This is a genomic window from Bacteroides sp. ET225 (assembly GCF_024733745.1).
GTDB lineage: Bacteria > Bacteroidota > Bacteroidia > Bacteroidales > Bacteroidaceae > Phocaeicola > Phocaeicola excrementipullorum.
Genome location: NZ_JANRHN010000022.1, coordinates 1 through 18,224 on the forward strand (window position 1 = coordinate 1; position 18,224 = coordinate 18,224).

The following is an 18,224-nucleotide window of genomic DNA, read 5'->3' on the forward strand; positions in this document are numbered from 1 at the left end:
CGAGATATCCGGAAAAAGACGGTGTGGGAAGCCGTTGGAGCATAAAGTTTAAATTATCAGAAAATATCGCATTTGTGTTGTTGGTTATGTGAACATTTCCGACATTTGGCGGTTTAGAAACTAAAAATCAGATTATATGAAGAACGTAATTCTTAGTTTGCTTGTTTTATTTTTCAGCTTGTCGGTCCGGGCCGGGGAGAAGTTTACCGTCCTGCAATGGAATATTTGGCAGGAAGGTACGGTGGTGCCCGGAGGTTATGATGCCATAGTCAACGAAATCGTGCGCCTGAAGCCGGATTTCGTTACGTTCAGCGAGGTCAGAAACTATCATTCCACCCGTTTCTGTGACCGGATTGTCGCTTCGCTTAAGGAAAGAGGCGAAACTTACCATTCGTTCTATTCCGACGACACCGGACTGCTCAGCAGGTATCCCATTGCCGATTCCACGGTGGTTTATCCGCTGCATGATGACCATGGGACTGTCCACCGGATGCTGACAGAGATTTACGGGCGGAAAATAGCCGTGTATACGGCGCATCTTGATTATCTGAGCGACGCTTATTATAATGTGAGAGGTTATGATGGTTCCACGTGGAAAAAGATACCGAAGCCGGAAAGCATCGCCGAGGTTCTGGCTGTGAATGATGCTTCTTTCCGTGACGATGCGATCAAATGCTTCATCAAGGCAGCGCGGAAGGATGTGGAAAATGGTGTGATGGTAGTTTTGGGAGGCGATTTCAACGAGCCGTCACATCTCGACTGGATCAGGGAAACGAAGGATCTGTATGACCACAACGGCATGATTATCCCGTGGACCGTTCCTCTGCTTCTTGACAATGCCGGATTCGTGGATGCTTACCGTACGGTGTATCCGGATGTGCTCAGCTATCCCGGATTCACTTTCCCGGCCGACAATCCCCTGATAAAAGTGAACAGGCTCACATGGGCTCCCGAATCGGACGAGCGCGACCGGATAGATTATGTGTTCTTTTATCCCGACCGGAGGCTGAAGCTGAAGGATGCGGTGCTGTTCGGCCCGAAAGGGAGCATCCGGAAGTCGGAGCGGATTGTCGAAACCTCGAAAGACCGGTTTGTAGAGCCTCTTGGCGTATGGCCTACCGACCATAAGGGAGTGCTGGTTACGTTTGAACTGGTTGAATGATTGCGGAAAGTATGGTGAAGCTCTTGAACTTTACGTGCCGGTTCTGCCTTCTGGCGGCAATCGTTCTTTTGGTTGCATGCCGGGAAAACGAAACGGATGAAGAACCGTTTTGCGAGAGGACGTTATTCATGTATCTCCCGTGGTCTACGAACCTGACTCCGTATTTCTATACAAACATATCCGATATGGAGAAGGCTGTCCGTGAGAAGGGACTGGACAATGAGCGGGTTGTTGTCTTTCTGTCCACAACCTCTTCCGAGGCTTCCATGTTCGAAATCGTTTATGAGAACGGTGAAACCCGGAGAAACACGTTGAAAACATACGATTCTCCGGCATTCACTACCGTCGGAGGGCTTGCCGCCATTTTGAACGACGTGAAAAGCTTTGCTCCGGCACGCAGCTATGCCATGACAATCGGATGCCACGGCATGGGCTGGCTTCCTGTGCATGGGAGCCGGAAGAGCCGGAGCGCCGAAAGCTTCAAGCCTCACTGGGAGTACGACAACGCTTGGGCGACACGTTATTTCGGGGGAGCAAGCAGTGCCTATCAGACCGATATAAGTACGCTGGCGGAGAGCCTGGAGCGGGCCGGCATGCCGATGGAGTTTATCCTTTTTGATGATTGCTATATGTCTTCCATTGAAGTGGCATACACATTGCGTCATGTGGCAGATTATCTGATCGCTTGCCCCACGGAGATTATGGCGTTCGGCATGCCGTATGCGGAAATCGGAAAGTATCTGTTGGGCGAGCCGGATTATGAGGCCGTCTGCCGCGAGTTCAAGAAGTTCTATGCCGCTTATCGTTATCCGTATGCCACGTTCGGAATAACCTGTTGCTCTGAGCTGGAAACACTGGCTTCTCTGATGAAAGAGATAAACGGACTGTTTGTGTTCGATGAAACGGAGCGCGCGAAATTGCAACCGATGGACGGATATGACCCGGCTATTTTTTACGATTACGGTGACTATGTATCGCACCTTTGCAGCGATTCGGTCTTGCTGGAGCAGTTCAACGAGCAGCTTGGCCGTGCGGTTCCTTATAAGGCCCATACGGAAAAGTATTATTCTGCCGCCGGAGGAGTAAAGTCTGTCTGGACCTTCTCAGGCATTACGACTTCTGCTCCCAGTATAAGTCCGCAAGCCGCAGACTGGGTGGATACAGATTGGTATCGGGCAACGCATTAGTCAGCTATGAACCGGCTTATGGTTTGTCCTTACTGTAAGGTTTGATATAGGTAAGTGTGCAAGATTAAATGATATATATTATATTAGAAACACAGATTAAAAGCAGATAATTGGCACAATCATCTGCGAGAATCCGCGTAAATTTGCGTTTCTGAACAGAAAGATATACCGTTTCGGAGCATTCGGCGGCATAGGTTCCGTTGTGCTCCGTTGCGGTTGTCTGTTATTGCTGGCTTTTCCCGTAGGTTTCTTCAATATGGTCGAGGATACGGTTCAGTTCCTCCAGCGTTTCGGCGCGCAGCATGGCAATGCGTGTTTCGCGGAAGTTGGGGATTCCCTTGAACAAGGGCGATGCGGCAAGATGACGGCGCACGTGCAGGATGCCGCGCCGTTCGTCGAGCAAGTTCACGCTGTCCTGTACTTCGCGGCGCAGCACATTCATCTTCCAGCCGAACGAAAGGGGAGGAAGCTCTTCGCCTGTTTCCAGATAATGTTTCACTTCCTTGAAGATCCACGGACGGCCGAAGCTGGCGCGCCCGATCATGATGGCGTCTACTCCATAAAGATCGAAGCACTCTTTGGCACGCTGGGGGCTCGTGATGTCACCGTTTCCGATAATGGGGATATGCATTCGCGGGTTCTTCTTTACTTCACCGATTAATGTCCAGTCAGCTTCACCCGTATACATTTGTGCCCGTGTGCGTCCGTGAATAGTTAGTGCCTCAATGCCGCAGTCCTGCAACTGTTCAGCAAGGTCGGCAATGATCTTATGGTCAGCATCCCATCCCAAACGGGTTTTTACCGTGACCGGAATTTTTACGGCATTTACTACAGCCCGTGTGATTTCCAACATCTTGGGAACATTCTGAAGCATTCCGGCTCCCGCTCCCTTTCCTGCCACTTTCTTTACGGGGCATCCGAAATTCAGGTCGAGAATATCCGGCTGCGCTTCTTCAACGATGCGTGCAGCCTCTACCATTGTATCCGTATCTTTCCCGTAAATCTGTATGGCAACCGGACGTTCCTTTTCGCTGATGTTCAGCTTCACCACTGTTTTCCCGATTGAGCGTATGAGCGCATCGCTTGATACGAACTCCGTATATACCATATCTGCTCCGAACTCTTTGCAGAGCAGGCGGAAAGCCGGGTCGGTTACGTCTTCCATGGGGGCCAGAAATACAGGCTTATCTCCTAATTCGATGTTTCTTATTTTCATTCCGTTGATATTGGACTGCAAAGGTAGCGAAATTTTATTATATCCCGAAAAATGCCTACCTTTGCGCTTCAATCAATTGAAAAAGAAATGAGTTATTCTATCAAAGATTTTGAGATAATGGCTCCGGTAGGTTCGCGCGAATCGCTGGCGGCAGCCCTTCATGCCGGCGCTGACTCCATTTATTTCGGAATTGAAAGCCTGAACATGCGGGCGCGTTCGGCCAACACCTTTACGATTGACGATCTGCGCGAAATTGCGAAAGTTTGCGATGAACATGGAGTGAAGAGTTACCTGACCATCAATACCATCATCTATGATGAGGACCTTGAGCTGATGCGTAAGATTGTGGATGCAGCGAAAGAGGCCGGCATCAGTGCGGTCATTGCGGCTGATGTGGCGGTTATGGACTACTGTAATCGGGTGGGACAGGAGGTGCATCTTTCTACCCAGCTGAATATCAGCAATGTGGAAGCCTTGAAATTCTATTCCCGTTTTGCAGATGTGGTGGTGCTGGCGCGCGAGCTGAATCTGAAGCAGGTGCGCAAGATATACGATGCCATTCAGGAAGAGCAGATCAAAGGTCCGATGGGTGAGCTGGTCCGCATAGAGATGTTCTGTCACGGAGCTTTGTGCATGGCGGTGTCGGGCAAGTGCTATCTGAGCCTGAATGAACTGAACGCTTCTGCCAACCGGGGGGCATGTATGCAGGTGTGCCGCCGTTCCTATATCGTGAAGGACAAGGAAAGTGACATTGAACTGGAGGTGGACAACAAATACATCATGTCGCCCAAAGACCTGAAAACAATTCATTTCATGGACGAAATGATTGAAGCGGGAGTGCGTGTGTTCAAGATAGAAGGACGTGCCCGCGGTCCCGAATACGTGAAGACTGTGGTAGAATGCTACAAAGAAGCCATACAGTCGTATATTGACGGGACATTTACGGAAGAGAAGGTGGCAGACTGGGATGAGCGCCTGAAGACTGTATTCAACCGTGGATTCTGGAACGGCTATTATTTGGGCCAGCGTTTGGGAGAATGGAGCAGGAACTACGGCTCGGAAGCAACAGAGAAGAAGGTGTATGCAGGCAAAGGCATCAAGTATTTTTCCAATATCGGAGTGGCTGAGTTTTTGATAGAAGCAGCCGAGCTTAATGTCGGCGACAAGCTGCTGATTACCGGCCCTACAACCGGAGCTATGTATGTTACGCTTGATGAGGCCCGTGTGGATCTGAAGCCGGTGGATGTTGTGAAGAAAGGCGTGCATGTATCCTTTAAAGTTCCTGATCGCATACGTCCCAGCGACAAGCTCTACAAGATTGTTCCTTCAGAGAAACTGAAAAAGAACATGCAATAATAAGTGGAATAAAGACAAAGGCTGTTTCAGAATGCAGTGAAACAGCCTTTGTCTTTTATACGACCATCATATTATTGTTTTTCTAAGTTCTTGATAAACAAATTTAATGTGACATAATCGGTCGGAATCAAAGAAGAAGCGTCTTGGGCAAAATCTTCGCATGCGTTCTTAAGCGTTTCAAATTCTTCCTTCTCCTTAGTTCTTACGTATACGAAGAAGATGTTCGCTTCTTTCTCTTTCAGGTCAGCAAATATGATGTTGCTGTACCTTTCATTGTACATTTGGACCAGTGCATCAAGTCTTGCCCAAAATTGAGTGATGTAAGCGTCCTGGACGCTTGCTGATAAAAATAAAGTTTTCTCCATATTCAGGTCCTTTTCTACAAAGAAAGCATAAAATGGGATAAAAACTCTATTTTTTAAAGATTTGTAATGCTTTTAGTATTGTTTAGTTGTTTGTTGGCTCCAGCAGGTTGGTCATTTGGCTGACGATATGTATCTTCCATTGCTCGAGCAGTGTATCGAACGTTTCTTTCTCTTTGTTGATGAAAATCTTGCCGCACAGGTCGCGTGTGAGAAAAGGAACGGTGAGCAGGCTGTAGAAGTTCATGAATACAATCCGCAGAGGTACGGAGCGCAGCCTGCCCTCTGCCATTTCATCTTGCAGTTCATCCGTGATTTGGGTCATGTATTGTTTTACTCCCAGTTGTTCGATGGCAGCGATCAGGTGAGATACGTCCCTATTGATTTCTTTCAGCATGAACAGTGGCAGGTAGGGATTTTCTTTGAACACTCTGTAGTAGGCGTCTACAATTTCCCTTATTCTTTGTGAAATCGGCTTTTCCTTGTTCTGTATGATGTCTTTTATTTGGGGGATAAAAGATAAGACGATGTTTCCGAATACGGCCTGAAACATTCTGTCCTTGGTTCTGAAATAATAGTGTATTCCCGGCCGGTTCATGCCTACTTTTGCGGCGATTTCACTCATGCTGGTATCTGTGAATCCTTTTTCTATGAATATTTCTCTGGCTGTGTCGATGATTTTCTGCTCCAGATTGTCGTTGTTGTCAGTATTCATGGTCCGTTCGTTATTTTAAGTTGTCTATGAAAAGCAGCATACGGTTCGTTACGTTTACGTCGCTTACACCGCTGTCGAAGTCTAAAGATAGTAAATTAATGTCAGGGTAGAAATGCTTGATGCGTTTTTCTATACCTTTTGACACGATATGGTTGGCAATGCAGCCGAAAGGTTGCAGGCTGATAACATTCTGTATCCCTTGTTTTGCATACGACATGATTTCGGCCGGGAGAAGCCATCCTTCACCGAACTGTGCGTTGAGTGAAACGATTTTCCGTGCTTCTTCAGCTTCGTCGAATATATCCTTGAAAGGGATGTAATAGCGGAATTTGCCGGCAATTCCGTTCACTTTCTTGATTTCTCTTTTGACGAGCGAGTATCCCAGTTTGTAGATGAAGGCAGGCATTTCCTTTTTGTCGATGTGGGAAGCAATCCTTACGTTGACATTCACGAAACTTTGGGTGAAAAAATCGGTCATGATCGGCGGAACAACCTCTGCGCCTCGCTCTGTCAGCCATCCGATGATGTTCTTTTGGGCGAAAGGATTGAACTTCAGGAAGATTTCGCCCACGATGCCTACTTTGCGGCAATTAACCTTGCGGCAAATGCCGTTGAATTTTCCGGCAGCTTCTGCAAGCAGGGCAAACAGTTTGTCGGAGTGTCCTTCGGCAATCATTTGTCTGGCTGTTTTCAGGTAATAATCTTTTAAATCTGCGGCCAGTCCGGGCTCTTTCTCACGTGCTGCGGATGCATAATAGAATTTGGAGATACAGTCGCTGTATAGAATGCTCCGCAAGGCTATGGGAAGTATTTTCAGCCAGTTTATCTTCAGATTCGGCTGGCCGTCGTTGATGGAATTGCCGAATGTCAGCGAAACGACAGGCGTCTGTGCATATCCGGCATCCGCCAGCGCTTTCTTGATAAGCGGGATATAGTTGCTTGCCCTGCATTGCCCTCCTGTTTGGGTCAATGCAACGATTGTGTTTCCCGGGTCATACCGGTTCTCCTTGAAAGCTCGCACGACATCACCGACAATCAATGTGGCAGGATAGCAAACTTCGTTGTTGGCGTATTTCAGTCCCCAGTCGCACGATGCTTGATTGCTGAGCGGAAGATTTTCCACATCATAGCCGGCACAGCGCATGATGGCAGGAATGAGCGGAGATAGGAAAGGAGTGAAATAGGGGACGATAATTTTTCGTTGCAGCCAATTGTTTTCCTCAGGAGCCGTTGCCGGCATGGTCTGTGCGGTGGCTTTATGCAGCCTGTCGGCTTTGATGGCGGCGTTCAGGCTTTCCACCAGCGAACGAATCCTCAGCTTCATGGATCCTACATTGTTGATGTCATCCAGCTTCAGCAAGGTAAGCGCTTTTCCGTGGCGGATCAGCAGATCGCGCACCTCATCGCTGAGGAAAGCGTCCGGGCCGCATCCGAAAGAAGTCATTTCTACAAACTGAATCCGGCTGTTCTGCATGCTGCACCATTTGGCAGCTTTTAAAATTCTGTTCGGGTATGCCCATTGCGACAGAAAGTGTATGCTTTTGTCGTTTATATCGATGTCTGTGTCACGTATGATGTCTTCTGTAATGACATCTATCCCCATGTCTGAGATTATTTGGGCTACTTTGTGCTGGATCAGCGGATCCGTGTGGTAAGGCCTTCCGGCCAGAAGAATAACGAGCCTTTCCTCCTGTTCTGCCTGTCGCAGGGCTTCCCGGCAGCGTTCTGCCAGCGTTTTACCGAACAGTTCTTGTTCGTTTTTAGCTTTGGCGAATGCTTGTCTGATGGTTTTGTCATCCATGTTCAAGCCAAGGCTTTTCAAGTAGATGCTGCATTGTTTCAGCAGCAATTCATCGTGCTTGAATGTGACGGCAGGTGTATCTATCGGGATATCGGATGCCTGTACGCTTTTTATGACATCAGAATATCCGGTAACAATCGGGCAATTATAGCTGTTCTGTCCCTTGTCGTTCCGTTCGAAAACGACATAAGGCATGAAGATACGGTCTACTTTCTTTTCTATGAGGTCTTGAATATGACTGTGAACCAGTTTTGCCGGGAAACAGATATTGTCGGACATGACCAGTCTAGCGTTGTGTTCATAATGTCTGAAGTTGGAGGGGGCGGAAAGTACGACCTGAATGCCGCATGCGGTGAACAATGTATGCCAGAATGGGAAGTCCTCGTACATATTCAGGCATCTGGGTATACCGATCGTCAGTTTGCAAGCTCCTGCTTTTGTATTGCAGCGGCTGAACAGCAGTTCATTTTTTTCCTGATACAGATTTGCACCCGGTTTTTTCCGGATATTTTCGTTTGTGAATACCTTTTCGCACCGGTTGCCCGAATAATAGTTTGTTCCGTTGTCAAAATGATAGCGGACCACCGGACATTGGTTGCTGCATCCTTTGCAGTGAAGCAGGCGGGAGGTATAGTGAGCTTTGGAGATGAGGTTGTCCAGTTCTGTTTCAGCACCTTGGCAGGTGATGGCATGAAGGGCGCATCCGAAAGCTCCCATGAGTTCCGGAATGTTGCATCGGGTAACTTCTGTATCTGTCAGAACTTCCAAAGCGCGCACCACTGCATCGTTTCTCATCGTACCTCCTTGAACCACAATATGCTTTCCAAGTGCAGAGGTGTCTTTCAGTTTCAGCACCTTATAAAGACAGTTCTTGATGACAGAGTATGCCAGTCCTGCTGCAATGTCTTCGATGGCTGCCCCTTCGCGCAGTGCCTGCTTCACTTTTGAGTTCATGAAAACAGTGCATCTTGTTCCCAAGTCATAAGGCGACAGCGAATGACAGGCGGCTGTTGAGAATTCATGAGCGGTAAAGCCCAAAGTTCTGGCGAATGTTTCGATAAAAGAACCGCATCCCGAAGAGCAGGCCTCATTGATTTCAATCCGGTCGATGGTGCCCTGACTGATGAAGATGGCTTTCATGTCCTGTCCGCCGATGTCAAGGATAAACGAAACGTCCTTGTTGAGGTAGTGTGCGGCCTTGTAGTGTGCCATTGTTTCTACAATGCCCGCATCCAACTGGAAAGCCGCTTTTATCAGATCTTCCCCATATCCGGTGGCGCAGCTTCCTTTTATTTGCAGTTCTGCATTTGCTTGCGCACATTTTTCTTTCAGCAGATTCAGTCCCTTTTCCACTGCTTCAATCGGATTTCCTCCGTTGGGGGCGTAGTAAGAGTACAGGATTCTGGCACATTCGTCAGTCACAACGATTTTGGTGGTGGTTGAACCGGAATCGATGCCGATAAAGGCATTTTGTCTGCCAGGCTTCAGTTCGCTTGCCTCCACTTTGCAGGCAGACATCCTCACTTGCCATTCTTCGTATTCCTCTTCTGTGCTGAAAATGGGTTTCAGATGGGACTGCGGAGATTTGTTTCCGGTTTTTTCTTCCAGCCTGCTTATGAGGGAAGAAAGTCGGTATGATATATCATTGTCAGAATCAGACAAAGCTGTTCCTAAGGCCGGCAGTATAGCCCCGTTTTCAGGAACGATAATATCCTGTTCCCTGACAGACAGGTAGTTGATGAACGCTTTTCTGAGTGCAGGGATAAATGAAAGCGGTCCGCCGCAGAACAGAACCGGAGAAGCGATGTCGCATCCGTGAGCCAATGTGACAACGGTTTGTACGGCTACGGCATGGAAGATAGATGCCGCTATATCTTCTTTTCTTACGTTTTTGGCAATCAGATTCTGTATGTCTGTCTTGCAGAAAACTCCACAGCGTGAAGCGATTGGATAGATTTGAGTAGACTGCAGCGCAAGCTCGTTCAGTTCTTGTACGTTCACTCCGAGGATGACAGCCATCTGGTCGATGAATGCGCCTGTTCCTCCGGCACAGTTTCCATTCATCCGCAGTTCGGATGCTTTGCCGTTCCTGAAAAATACAATTTTGGCATCTTCTCCTCCAATGTCAATCATAGATGCTGTTTGGGGATAGTTCCTTTGAATAGCCTTGGCGGCTGCGACAACTTCCTGGACAAAGGGGAAAGCATATCTTTCGGCAAATCCCATGCCTACAGAACCGGTTACTTTTACATTTGCCTCAATGTCGCCTAAGGTGCGGAGCGCAAGCTTGAGCATATGCGTGACAGTTGCGTTTGCTTGTGCATTGTGACGTTCGTATCTGGAGAAAAGCAATTTCCCTTTTTCATCAAGCACAATAACCTTTGCGGTTGTTGAACCAATATCTATACCTATCCGAATCATATCAGTTTCTCATGTTTTACACTATTGTCAAACGCAAATGTATGCAATTGGAAGCGAATGCAAACGTCGTAAGCCATGAAAATATGAATATTTAACAGTTCAAATATAATGTGCTGGAAACATGTGCTTTGCCGTAATGCGGCGAATGTGACAAGGGTATTTTCAGCAGATGAGATTTGCTGGTAAGGTTTATTTGTCGTTTCTTTGCCTCGTATTTATTAACTATATTTATTCACAATGAAAAAAGAAAACTTTAAGAGAGGCAGCAGTGCAGTCCGTTTCAAACGTTTCTCTCGCCGTCCCTATGCTGTTTTCATGAGCCTGAAAGTGGAGGTGACAATCGGTGTATTGTCGGCTGCAATGCTGACATTCGCAAATGTCGATTCTGTTTCAGCGCAGACAGAAAATCATGCAAAGGAGAAATTGTACGAGTTGGGAGAAGTGGAGGTGACCGGCACGCGCGTTCCGATGACCGTCAGTCAGGCGGCACGGATGGTAACTGTGCTCGACCGTGACGACATTGCTGCGGTTCCTGCGCAAAGTGTGAACGATTTGCTGAAGTATGCCGTTGGGATTGATGTCCGCCAGCGGGGTGACATGGGAGTACAAACGGACATCAGTATCAGAGGGGGGACGTTCGACCAAATCACAATTCTTCTGAACGGAATCAATATCTGTGACCCCCAGACTGGCCATAATGCGGCCGATTTTCCAGTTGACATCAGTGAAATAGAACGAATTGAAGTGCTTGAAGGGCCTGCAGGACGTGTGTATGGCACATCGTCACTGGTCGGAGCGATCAATATTGTGACCCGTCCCGATTTGCAGAGCGGAATGGAGCTGCGGGCGGAAGGCGGTTCGTATGGCTTTTTCGAAGGAGGAGGCCATATAAATCTGACGAAAGGAGCATTCAGCAACCAGTTCTCCGGAGGTTTCAGCCGGAGTGACGGATTCAGCCGGAATGCGGCAGGGCGTTTGAACAGCGACTTCAAACAGGCGAAAGCCTTTTATCAGGGCGGATATGCCCATGAGAAAGCGGAGGTAAGATGGCATGCCGGATTTACCCAAAAAGACTATGGGGCAAACACTTTCTACAGTGCGAAGTATGACGATCAGTTTGAGCATACACGCAAATACTATACAGCCGTCCAGGCGGAAACCAAGGGCGATGTCTATCGTTTCAAGCCCTCGGTTTACTGGAACCGTTCGGAAGACCGTTTTGAACTGGTGCGCAACCGCCCCGAAACGGTGCCTTTCAATTATCATCGGACGGATGTCTACGGACTGAATCTGAACAATACATTGGAAACAGCGTTGGGAAAGACCGCTTTCGGCGCGGAGTTTCGTAACGAAGGCGTGGTCAGTACCACTTTGGGAGAGCCTTTGCACTTTCCTGAACCGGCTCCCGGCGGAGGAGAATATACGGCAGGGCTGAACCGCACAAACCTGAGTTTCCATCTGGAGCATAATATCCTGCTGAGAGGGTTTACGCTTTCGGCTGGCGTTATAGCCGTGAAAAATACAGGAAATGAAATGAATTTCCGGTTTTATCCGGGGGTGGACGCGAGCTGGCAGTTTGCACGCGACTGGAAGCTGTATGCCTCGTTCAACACATCCTTGAGAATGCCTACCTTTACCGAACTTTATTATTCGGTGAACGGATACAAGGCCGACAGGTACCTGAAGCCCGAGGAGATGAAAGCTTATGAGATAGGCGTGAAATATCTGACTCCGGGAATCCGGGGAACTGTCAGTCTTTTTCATTACCGGGGCACGAATCTGATTGACTGGATAAAAGATTTGTCGGAAGGAGCCGATGCTCCCTGGCAGTCTGTCAACCATGCAAAAGTAAATACCACCGGAGTGGAAACTTCGCTGGATGTGAGTTTCGACGAAATGCTGCACAGGACTTTTTTCATCAGAAACCTGACTGTATCATACGCTTACATTGACCAGGATAAGAAGTCGGAGCCGGATGTCCAGTCAAGATATGCGCTGGAGTATCTTCGCCACAAAGTTGTGGCACAGGCGAATCTGCGTGTCTGGCGGAATCTGAACCTCAACGTATCTTACCGTTGGCAGGACCGTATGGGAAATTATGAGCAGAACGGAGAAATGGTGGCTTATGAGCCTTATTCACTGCTCGATGCGCGCCTGTCGTGGGATACATCTTCTTATCGGGTGTATGCTGAAGCCAACAATCTGCTGAACAGAACCTATTATGACTACGGCAATATCCCTCAGCCTGGCATCTGGGTACGTGCCGGTGCCGTGTGGCGGCTGAAGTGGTAGTTCTGTGCCGAACGCAGAGGCCCGTAACGTTGTGCCTTTGCGTTCGGAATGATGCGCTGGACTTTTTTATGGGAAGGCGGCTTCGATGATGCCGCCTCCTAAAACAATGTCCTTGCGATAGAATGCGGCGGCCTGTCCCGATGCCACAGACGCAAGCGGCTCGTGAAGCTCCACGCGGAGCTGGTTGTCTTCCGTGAGATGTACAGTACAGCGGTTGGCTTGTTTTCTGTATCTGATTTTTATGATGACATCATCTTTTTCGAGCAGGGCGGCCGGATTGGTGATATTCCAGTCCTTCAGGCATATTTCATTCTTTTCCAGATCCTGCAAGCTGCCGCTAAGCACGACTTTGTTTTCTCTCGGGAAGATGTCTTTTACGAACAACGCCTTGTTCAGATTTATACCCAATCCCCTTCTTTGTCCAACAGTATAGAACGGGTATCCCTCGTGTGTGCCGATAATTTTTCCGTCCGTATCGTAAAAATGCCCCGGCGCAATGCTGCCGTGTGGAGCATGTTCCTTTAAGAAAGTCCGGTAGTCCATAGGGCAGAAGCATACGCCCAGGCTGTCTTTCTTCTTCGCTGCTTTCAGAAATCCCCTTTCTGCTGCAATCTCACGTACCCGCGTTTTCGTCAGTTCCCCTAAAGGCAGCAGCATGCGCTCCAGAATATCCTGTGGAAGCCCCCATAAGAAGAACGACTGGTCTTTGTCCCGGTCAGCTCCGCAGGAGATATGCCAATGTTTTCCGATAAAGTTTTTCTTTACGTAGTGTCCGGTGGCCAGATAGAAAATGTTGAGCTTGTCAGCCATATCTCTCAGCAGCGGCCATTTCAGAAAGTTGTTGCAGAGCGTGCAGGGAACGGGCGTACGTCCTGCCATGTATTCGGAGATAAAATAGCGAATGATTTTTTCTTTGAAAGCTTTACGTGCATCATATACGATATGGGGAATATGCAGGCGTTTGCACAAATCCTGTGCGTCGTCCAGATATTCCGTGTCATCATTTTTCTCGTAGAATCGGAAAGTGATGCCGGTCACTTCATAGCCTGCGTCCTGAAGCAGGAGGGCGGCGACAGAACTGTCCGTTCCTCCGCTCATCCCAAGCAAAACTTTGTTGTTTGTATCCATAATCATGTGCAAAGTTAATAAATTCGGTCAGAATGGCAATTTCCTTGCCCTCGCCTGCGTAAGGTGGCTGCTTGGCTGGCGGAGAGAAAACAGGCAGGTTCCGGAAACATCTGCATCTCCAGCCTAGAGATATAAATCTCCAGTCTAAGGATGTGTATCTCCAGCCTGAAGATATATATTTTCAGCCTGGAGATATGGATCTCATCATAAAAACAGAAATTTATAAGCTGCAATGTTTCTTTTTCATATCTTCAAAATTATATATCTTTAGAGCCTGATATATTACTTGATCGGAAAATTCAAACGGCAGGCTTTTAATGCCGAAAATGAAAAACATGAAATTAAAAGACATCATAAAAACGTTGGTTTTGGCAGGAAGCGTGCTGCTGCTCACTCCTGCAGCGGCGGATATTCCCGCGTCATCAGAAGCAAAACATCCGGACAGTTCAGAAGATGTATCAAGCATCCGGCAAAAAGAACTGGACATGCTTCGGGAAAAATACAGACTGGCTTACCCGAAAGCCAGTGAAAAAGAAATTGAAACGGCCAGGATTCAATTGCAATTACATCAATTAAAGCGCGTAAATGAATCTGAGGTCACAGGAAAAAACCTGCTGAAAAATGGGACAGTATCCCAGCAGGAAGCCCGGAAGCTTGGCAGCATGGCGCGTGCCTTGGCCGCAGCCGCCGTACAGGAAAAACAGTGCGTCCAACAGCTCAACCTTTTTCTCGACTACCTCTTTACCCAAAATGTGATAGAGAGCATTCCTGCATTCCGATACAGCAACTACAGTGACGTGCGCAATGTGCCTGCCGATTTTTTAAGTGCTCTGCCCGTATGCGACAGACAAAGGAAGATGAGGCTGATAGCAGCCGTGAAGCATCTGGTGGAAGCTGAAAAGATGTATTTAAGCGCAGAGAAAATCCGTGAACAAGTCAATTCGGACTATATTTATAATGTTACTCCTCACCTGTTTGTCTGCGCCCTGCACAACCCGGACAACAAGCTTGCAGTAAGGGATCTGTCGGCCTTTTCGCATTTCCTCTCTGCTTGCACGCAATATAGTCCCAGCGGACAGGATGTACTGAAGCTCGATGGCACAGGGTTTCATCACAACAGCCATTATAACGGATACATGTATGCTTACAAAACATGGGTGGAATACATGGGAAAACTGAAAGGCACTTCTTTCCGCATAAAAAAGGACGCTTATCAAAGGATGTGCAAAGCCATCGTCAGCCTTTATCTGATGGCCGTGCGCTCCGACTCCGACAAGAACCGCATCTTCGGAAACAGCATGGCGGGAAGACATCCGTTTTATGGAACGGAAGTGGCTTTCTCGCAAGACCTGTTTGAAACGCTGATCGAAGTGGGAGGAGATATAGACGGTGTGCCATACGATCCGGAACTGGCTTCATGGTATAATTATTTCTACAAGACAAAAAAATATGCGGATGCTCCCGAAGTGAATGCCGACGGCTATTACCAGTTCAATTTCAGCCCGGCGGGCGTATACAGAAAAGATAATTGGGTAGCCGTCATGAGATGCCCCACCACTGTATTCTGGGGCGGAGAAATCTACAGCAGGCAAAACCGCTTCGGAAGGTATCAAAGTCATGGAACACTGGAGGTGCTCTATGAAGGAGGGCTTGTGCCGAGCGGCTATCCGGCGGACAAAAAAAAGAAAGACGGAGGATGGGACTGGAACATGATGCCGGGAAGCACAACGGTACACTATACGGACTGGAAGGATATGATGCCGGGAGGGAATGATACGGACCGGTTTGACCAAAAGTCGTCTACAACCAACTTTTCCGGAGCATTGGCCTGGAAAGACTGCGGACTATTTGCCGCTGCTTTCGATCAGGACGACCGCTGGGGAAATCCGCGCTTCAGAGCTACAAACCTGAAATTCTGTAAGTCTACATTCGCCATAGACGGTATGTTGTTCAGCCTGGGCACCGGCATAGAAGCCCAAGGGGAATATCCGGATGACTACATCACAGCCACCAATCTTTTCCAGGCGGTCACTTCCAAAGGATACAGAACGCTGACAGTAAACGGAAAAGATTTCCCACAAGGGCATGAAACGGCGATCGGTCCCGAAGAATGCGTGTGGATGGTGACTCCTGTCACAACCGGCTATTATATTCCCCGGAATCACGACAAGCTGGTCATAAAGTATATCGAACAGGAAACGCCTTCGGTGAACGGCATAGCGGCAGAGTCTGGCAAGGAAACGGTGGCCAAAGCGTATCTGGAACATGGAGTCAAGCCGGAGGAGGCCGATTATCAGTTTATGGTAGTTCCGGCAGCAACTCCCGAAAGGATGAAAGACATTGCAGACAAGCAAGAGCAGGGGCAGCTTTTTAAGGTGATGGCAGAACGCGACTCCCTGCATGTGATAAAGCATTGCCCCACATCAACGATTGCCTATGCGTTTTTCGCCCCGGCATCGGGACTTTCTTATGGAACGGTATGCGCCTCCGGAACAGAACTGCTGGTTATGGAACGGAAGGATAAAAACGGAAACGGACTGGAACTGGCTTTATGTAATCCGAACCTTCGCCCCGAAATGCTGCGCAAGAATTATTGGGAGTCCAGACCCACACCGATGGCAATAGAGCTGAAAGGGAAATGGAAACTGAAACCGGACAAAAAAGTATCGGGACTGACTATCGGACAGAACGAACGGGGCAATACCATATTAAAGGCAAAACTGGCAGAAGGGAATCCCATCTATGTTTCATTAATAAAACTTTGATTGAAGTATGAATTTGATAAAATGGTTAAGCATACTGTTGCTGTGCAATATGCTTTGCAGCTGTGGAAAGACGCAGCAGCCGGCTAATCCGGATATGGAATGGTGGCGGGAAGCGCGTTTCGGCATGTTTGTCCACTGGGGGCTTTATTCGGTAGCCGCCGGCGAATGGAAAGGAAAGCAAATCGACGGAATAGGAGAATGGATACAGAACTTCGCCAAGATACCTAACTCCGAATACGAAAAGCTGGCTTCCGGCTTCACCATGGCAAACTACAGGCCGGAAGAATGGGTCAAACTGGCCAAGAATGCAGGGGCGCGCTACATCATTTTCACGACCAAACACCACGAGGGCTTTTGCCTGTATCCAAGCAGCGTGTCTGACTTTGATGTCGAAAGAACACCATACAAGGGAGATCCGTTGAAGGAGCTGGTGGAGGCTTGCCGAAAACATGGAATCAAGGTCGGACTTTATTATTCACACCGGCAAGACTGGCATGAAGAAGAAGCGGCCGTAATGGATAAAGAGTATGACGGACATTACGGCAAACCGAAATCCGAAGTAAGGCCTGACGCAGACAAGTATATCAATGAAAAGGCATTGCCGCAGATAAAGGAACTGCTCACCCGTTACGGGAAAATAGACCTGTTATGGTATGATACCCCGATGGATCTGACAGAAGAGCAGAGCCGGGCTTTTGTAAATGCTGTAAGAGAGCTTCAGCCCGAATGCATCGTCAACGGACGGGTTGGATATGATTTGGGCGACTATGGAATGCTGGGTGACAATGAAATGCCTTGCGCAAAGGTGAGCCAGGATCTAGAAATGGTAGCTACAATGAACCGGACATGGGGATACAAGAAAAATGACCACGACTGGAAAAAGCCAAAAGACATTCTTTGCTCACTGATAGAATGTGCAAGCCGGGGAGTCAACTACGTAGTCAATGTCGGACCGAAAGCTGACGGAACGATCCCTCAGCCCAGTGTGGATATCATGAACTTCATAGGCGAATGGATGAAAACCAATGCCGAATCCATCTATAGCACTACCGCCAATCCATTCAACGACAATTTCCCGTGGGGCTTTGTAACACGCAAAAACAATATCCTGTATCTGCATTTGCTCCGCCAGCCTGCCGGAAACAGCATTGAACTGAAAGGGATGCTCTCGCCCATCGAAAAAGCAGAAATGCTTTCATCGGGAGAAGAAGTGAGCTTCTCTTGCGAAAACATCTGTAAACTGACGCTGCCTGACAGCTTGGACTACGAACGTGTGCCTGTGCTTAAACTCACATGCAAAGAACCCGTACATATCAATGATGCCAACTACATGAACGAAAGCATAATCAGCATTCCCATAGCAAGCGGAACTGTCGTGCCCGGACCGGAAGGCCGGTTGGGCTTTTCCGAAGGCATGGCTACGCAGAATTTCCGCAAAGGAACGGGAAAGGTGCTGATGAAATGCGAAGTGGACAGCCCCGGTACATATCTGGTAAGAGTCTTTACAAGCCGGCATTGGAGGAAAAGCTTTGCAGAAGGAGCAAACATCACGCTGAAGGTGGGAAACAGGCTGTTCGAATCGGTTACCCTGCAAAAAGATGGGGAACTGGCCAATGTACGCCAGCACTCATACCCGGAAACATGGAGCGATATCGGAACTGTCGCTTTTGAACAGGAAGGAACCGTAAAGCTTGAATTGTCTGTCAATGAAACCGGTACCTTCAACCGGCTCGGTTCTTTCGGAGAAGACCTCCAGCATGAAAAAGACGACAACATCCGTTTCTTGCGGATTGAGCTTGTCAAACAGTAATGGAATCAG

At 48.2% G+C, this 18,224-nt stretch carries 11 protein-coding genes; 6 read left to right on the forward strand and 5 right to left on the reverse strand.

What is annotated here, in order from left to right; genetic code table 11:
* Window positions 1-136: 136 nt before the first annotated feature.
* Window positions 137-1,162 (forward strand): endonuclease/exonuclease/phosphatase family protein, encoded by a 1,026-nt coding sequence (locus NW212_RS10240; RefSeq protein ID WP_258338551.1) that lies wholly within the window; start codon window positions 137-139, stop codon window positions 1,160-1,162.
* 11 nt (window positions 1,163-1,173) lie between these two features.
* Complete coding sequence (locus NW212_RS10245) at window positions 1,174-2,349, forward strand: clostripain-related cysteine peptidase (RefSeq protein ID WP_258338552.1); 1,176 nt, start codon at window positions 1,174-1,176, stop codon at window positions 2,347-2,349.
* A gap of 223 nt (window positions 2,350-2,572) precedes the next feature.
* Here the strand turns inward: NW212_RS10245 and dusB are convergent, their stop codons facing one another.
* Window positions 2,573-3,565, reverse strand: a complete 993-nt coding sequence (gene dusB, locus NW212_RS10250) for a tRNA dihydrouridine synthase DusB (protein WP_258338553.1) — start codon at window positions 3,563-3,565, stop codon at window positions 2,573-2,575.
* Between the two features lie 87 nt (window positions 3,566-3,652).
* Here dusB and NW212_RS10255 point away from each other — a divergent pair, with 87 nt between their 5' ends.
* Complete coding sequence (locus NW212_RS10255) at window positions 3,653-4,921, forward strand: peptidase U32 family protein (RefSeq protein ID WP_258338554.1); 1,269 nt, start codon at window positions 3,653-3,655, stop codon at window positions 4,919-4,921.
* A gap of 71 nt (window positions 4,922-4,992) precedes the next feature.
* Here NW212_RS10255 and NW212_RS10260 read toward each other — a convergent pair whose 3' ends face one another.
* The 3 genes from NW212_RS10260 to NW212_RS10270 form a co-directional block, all read right to left on the reverse strand.
* Entirely contained in the window at window positions 4,993-5,286 is a 294-nt protein-coding gene (locus NW212_RS10260; RefSeq protein ID WP_258338555.1) for a hypothetical protein, read from the reverse strand.
* 82 nt (window positions 5,287-5,368) lie between these two features.
* On the reverse strand, window positions 5,369-5,998 hold the full coding sequence (locus tag NW212_RS10265) for a TetR/AcrR family transcriptional regulator (RefSeq protein WP_258338556.1): 630 nt from the start codon (window positions 5,996-5,998) through the stop codon (window positions 5,369-5,371).
* A 10-nt stretch (window positions 5,999-6,008) separates the two neighbouring features.
* Window positions 6,009-10,220 (reverse strand): acyl-CoA dehydratase activase, encoded by a 4,212-nt coding sequence (locus NW212_RS10270; protein WP_258338557.1) that lies wholly within the window; start codon window positions 10,218-10,220, stop codon window positions 6,009-6,011.
* A 237-nt stretch (window positions 10,221-10,457) separates the two neighbouring features.
* On the opposite strand from NW212_RS10270, the gene NW212_RS10275 reads away from it, so the two are divergent.
* Entirely contained in the window at window positions 10,458-12,512 is a 2,055-nt protein-coding gene (locus tag NW212_RS10275; protein WP_258338558.1) for a TonB-dependent siderophore receptor, read from the forward strand.
* Window positions 12,513-12,578: 66 nt separating this feature from the next.
* Here the strand turns inward: NW212_RS10275 and mnmA are convergent, their stop codons facing one another.
* Window positions 12,579-13,640, reverse strand: a complete 1,062-nt coding sequence (mnmA, locus tag NW212_RS10280; protein WP_258338559.1) for a tRNA 2-thiouridine(34) synthase MnmA — start codon at window positions 13,638-13,640, stop codon at window positions 12,579-12,581.
* Between the two features lie 335 nt (window positions 13,641-13,975).
* Here mnmA and NW212_RS10285 point away from each other — a divergent pair, with 335 nt between their 5' ends.
* Both NW212_RS10285 and NW212_RS10290 read left to right on the forward strand, forming a co-directional pair.
* Window positions 13,976-16,405: a chondroitinase family polysaccharide lyase gene (locus NW212_RS10285; RefSeq protein WP_258338560.1), complete on the forward strand. Its 2,430-nt coding sequence runs from the start codon at window positions 13,976-13,978 to the stop codon at window positions 16,403-16,405.
* 7 nt (window positions 16,406-16,412) lie between these two features.
* Window positions 16,413-18,215 (forward strand): alpha-L-fucosidase, encoded by a 1,803-nt coding sequence (locus NW212_RS10290; RefSeq protein ID WP_258338561.1) that lies wholly within the window; start codon window positions 16,413-16,415, stop codon window positions 18,213-18,215.
* Window positions 18,216-18,224: the final 9 nt, after the last annotated feature.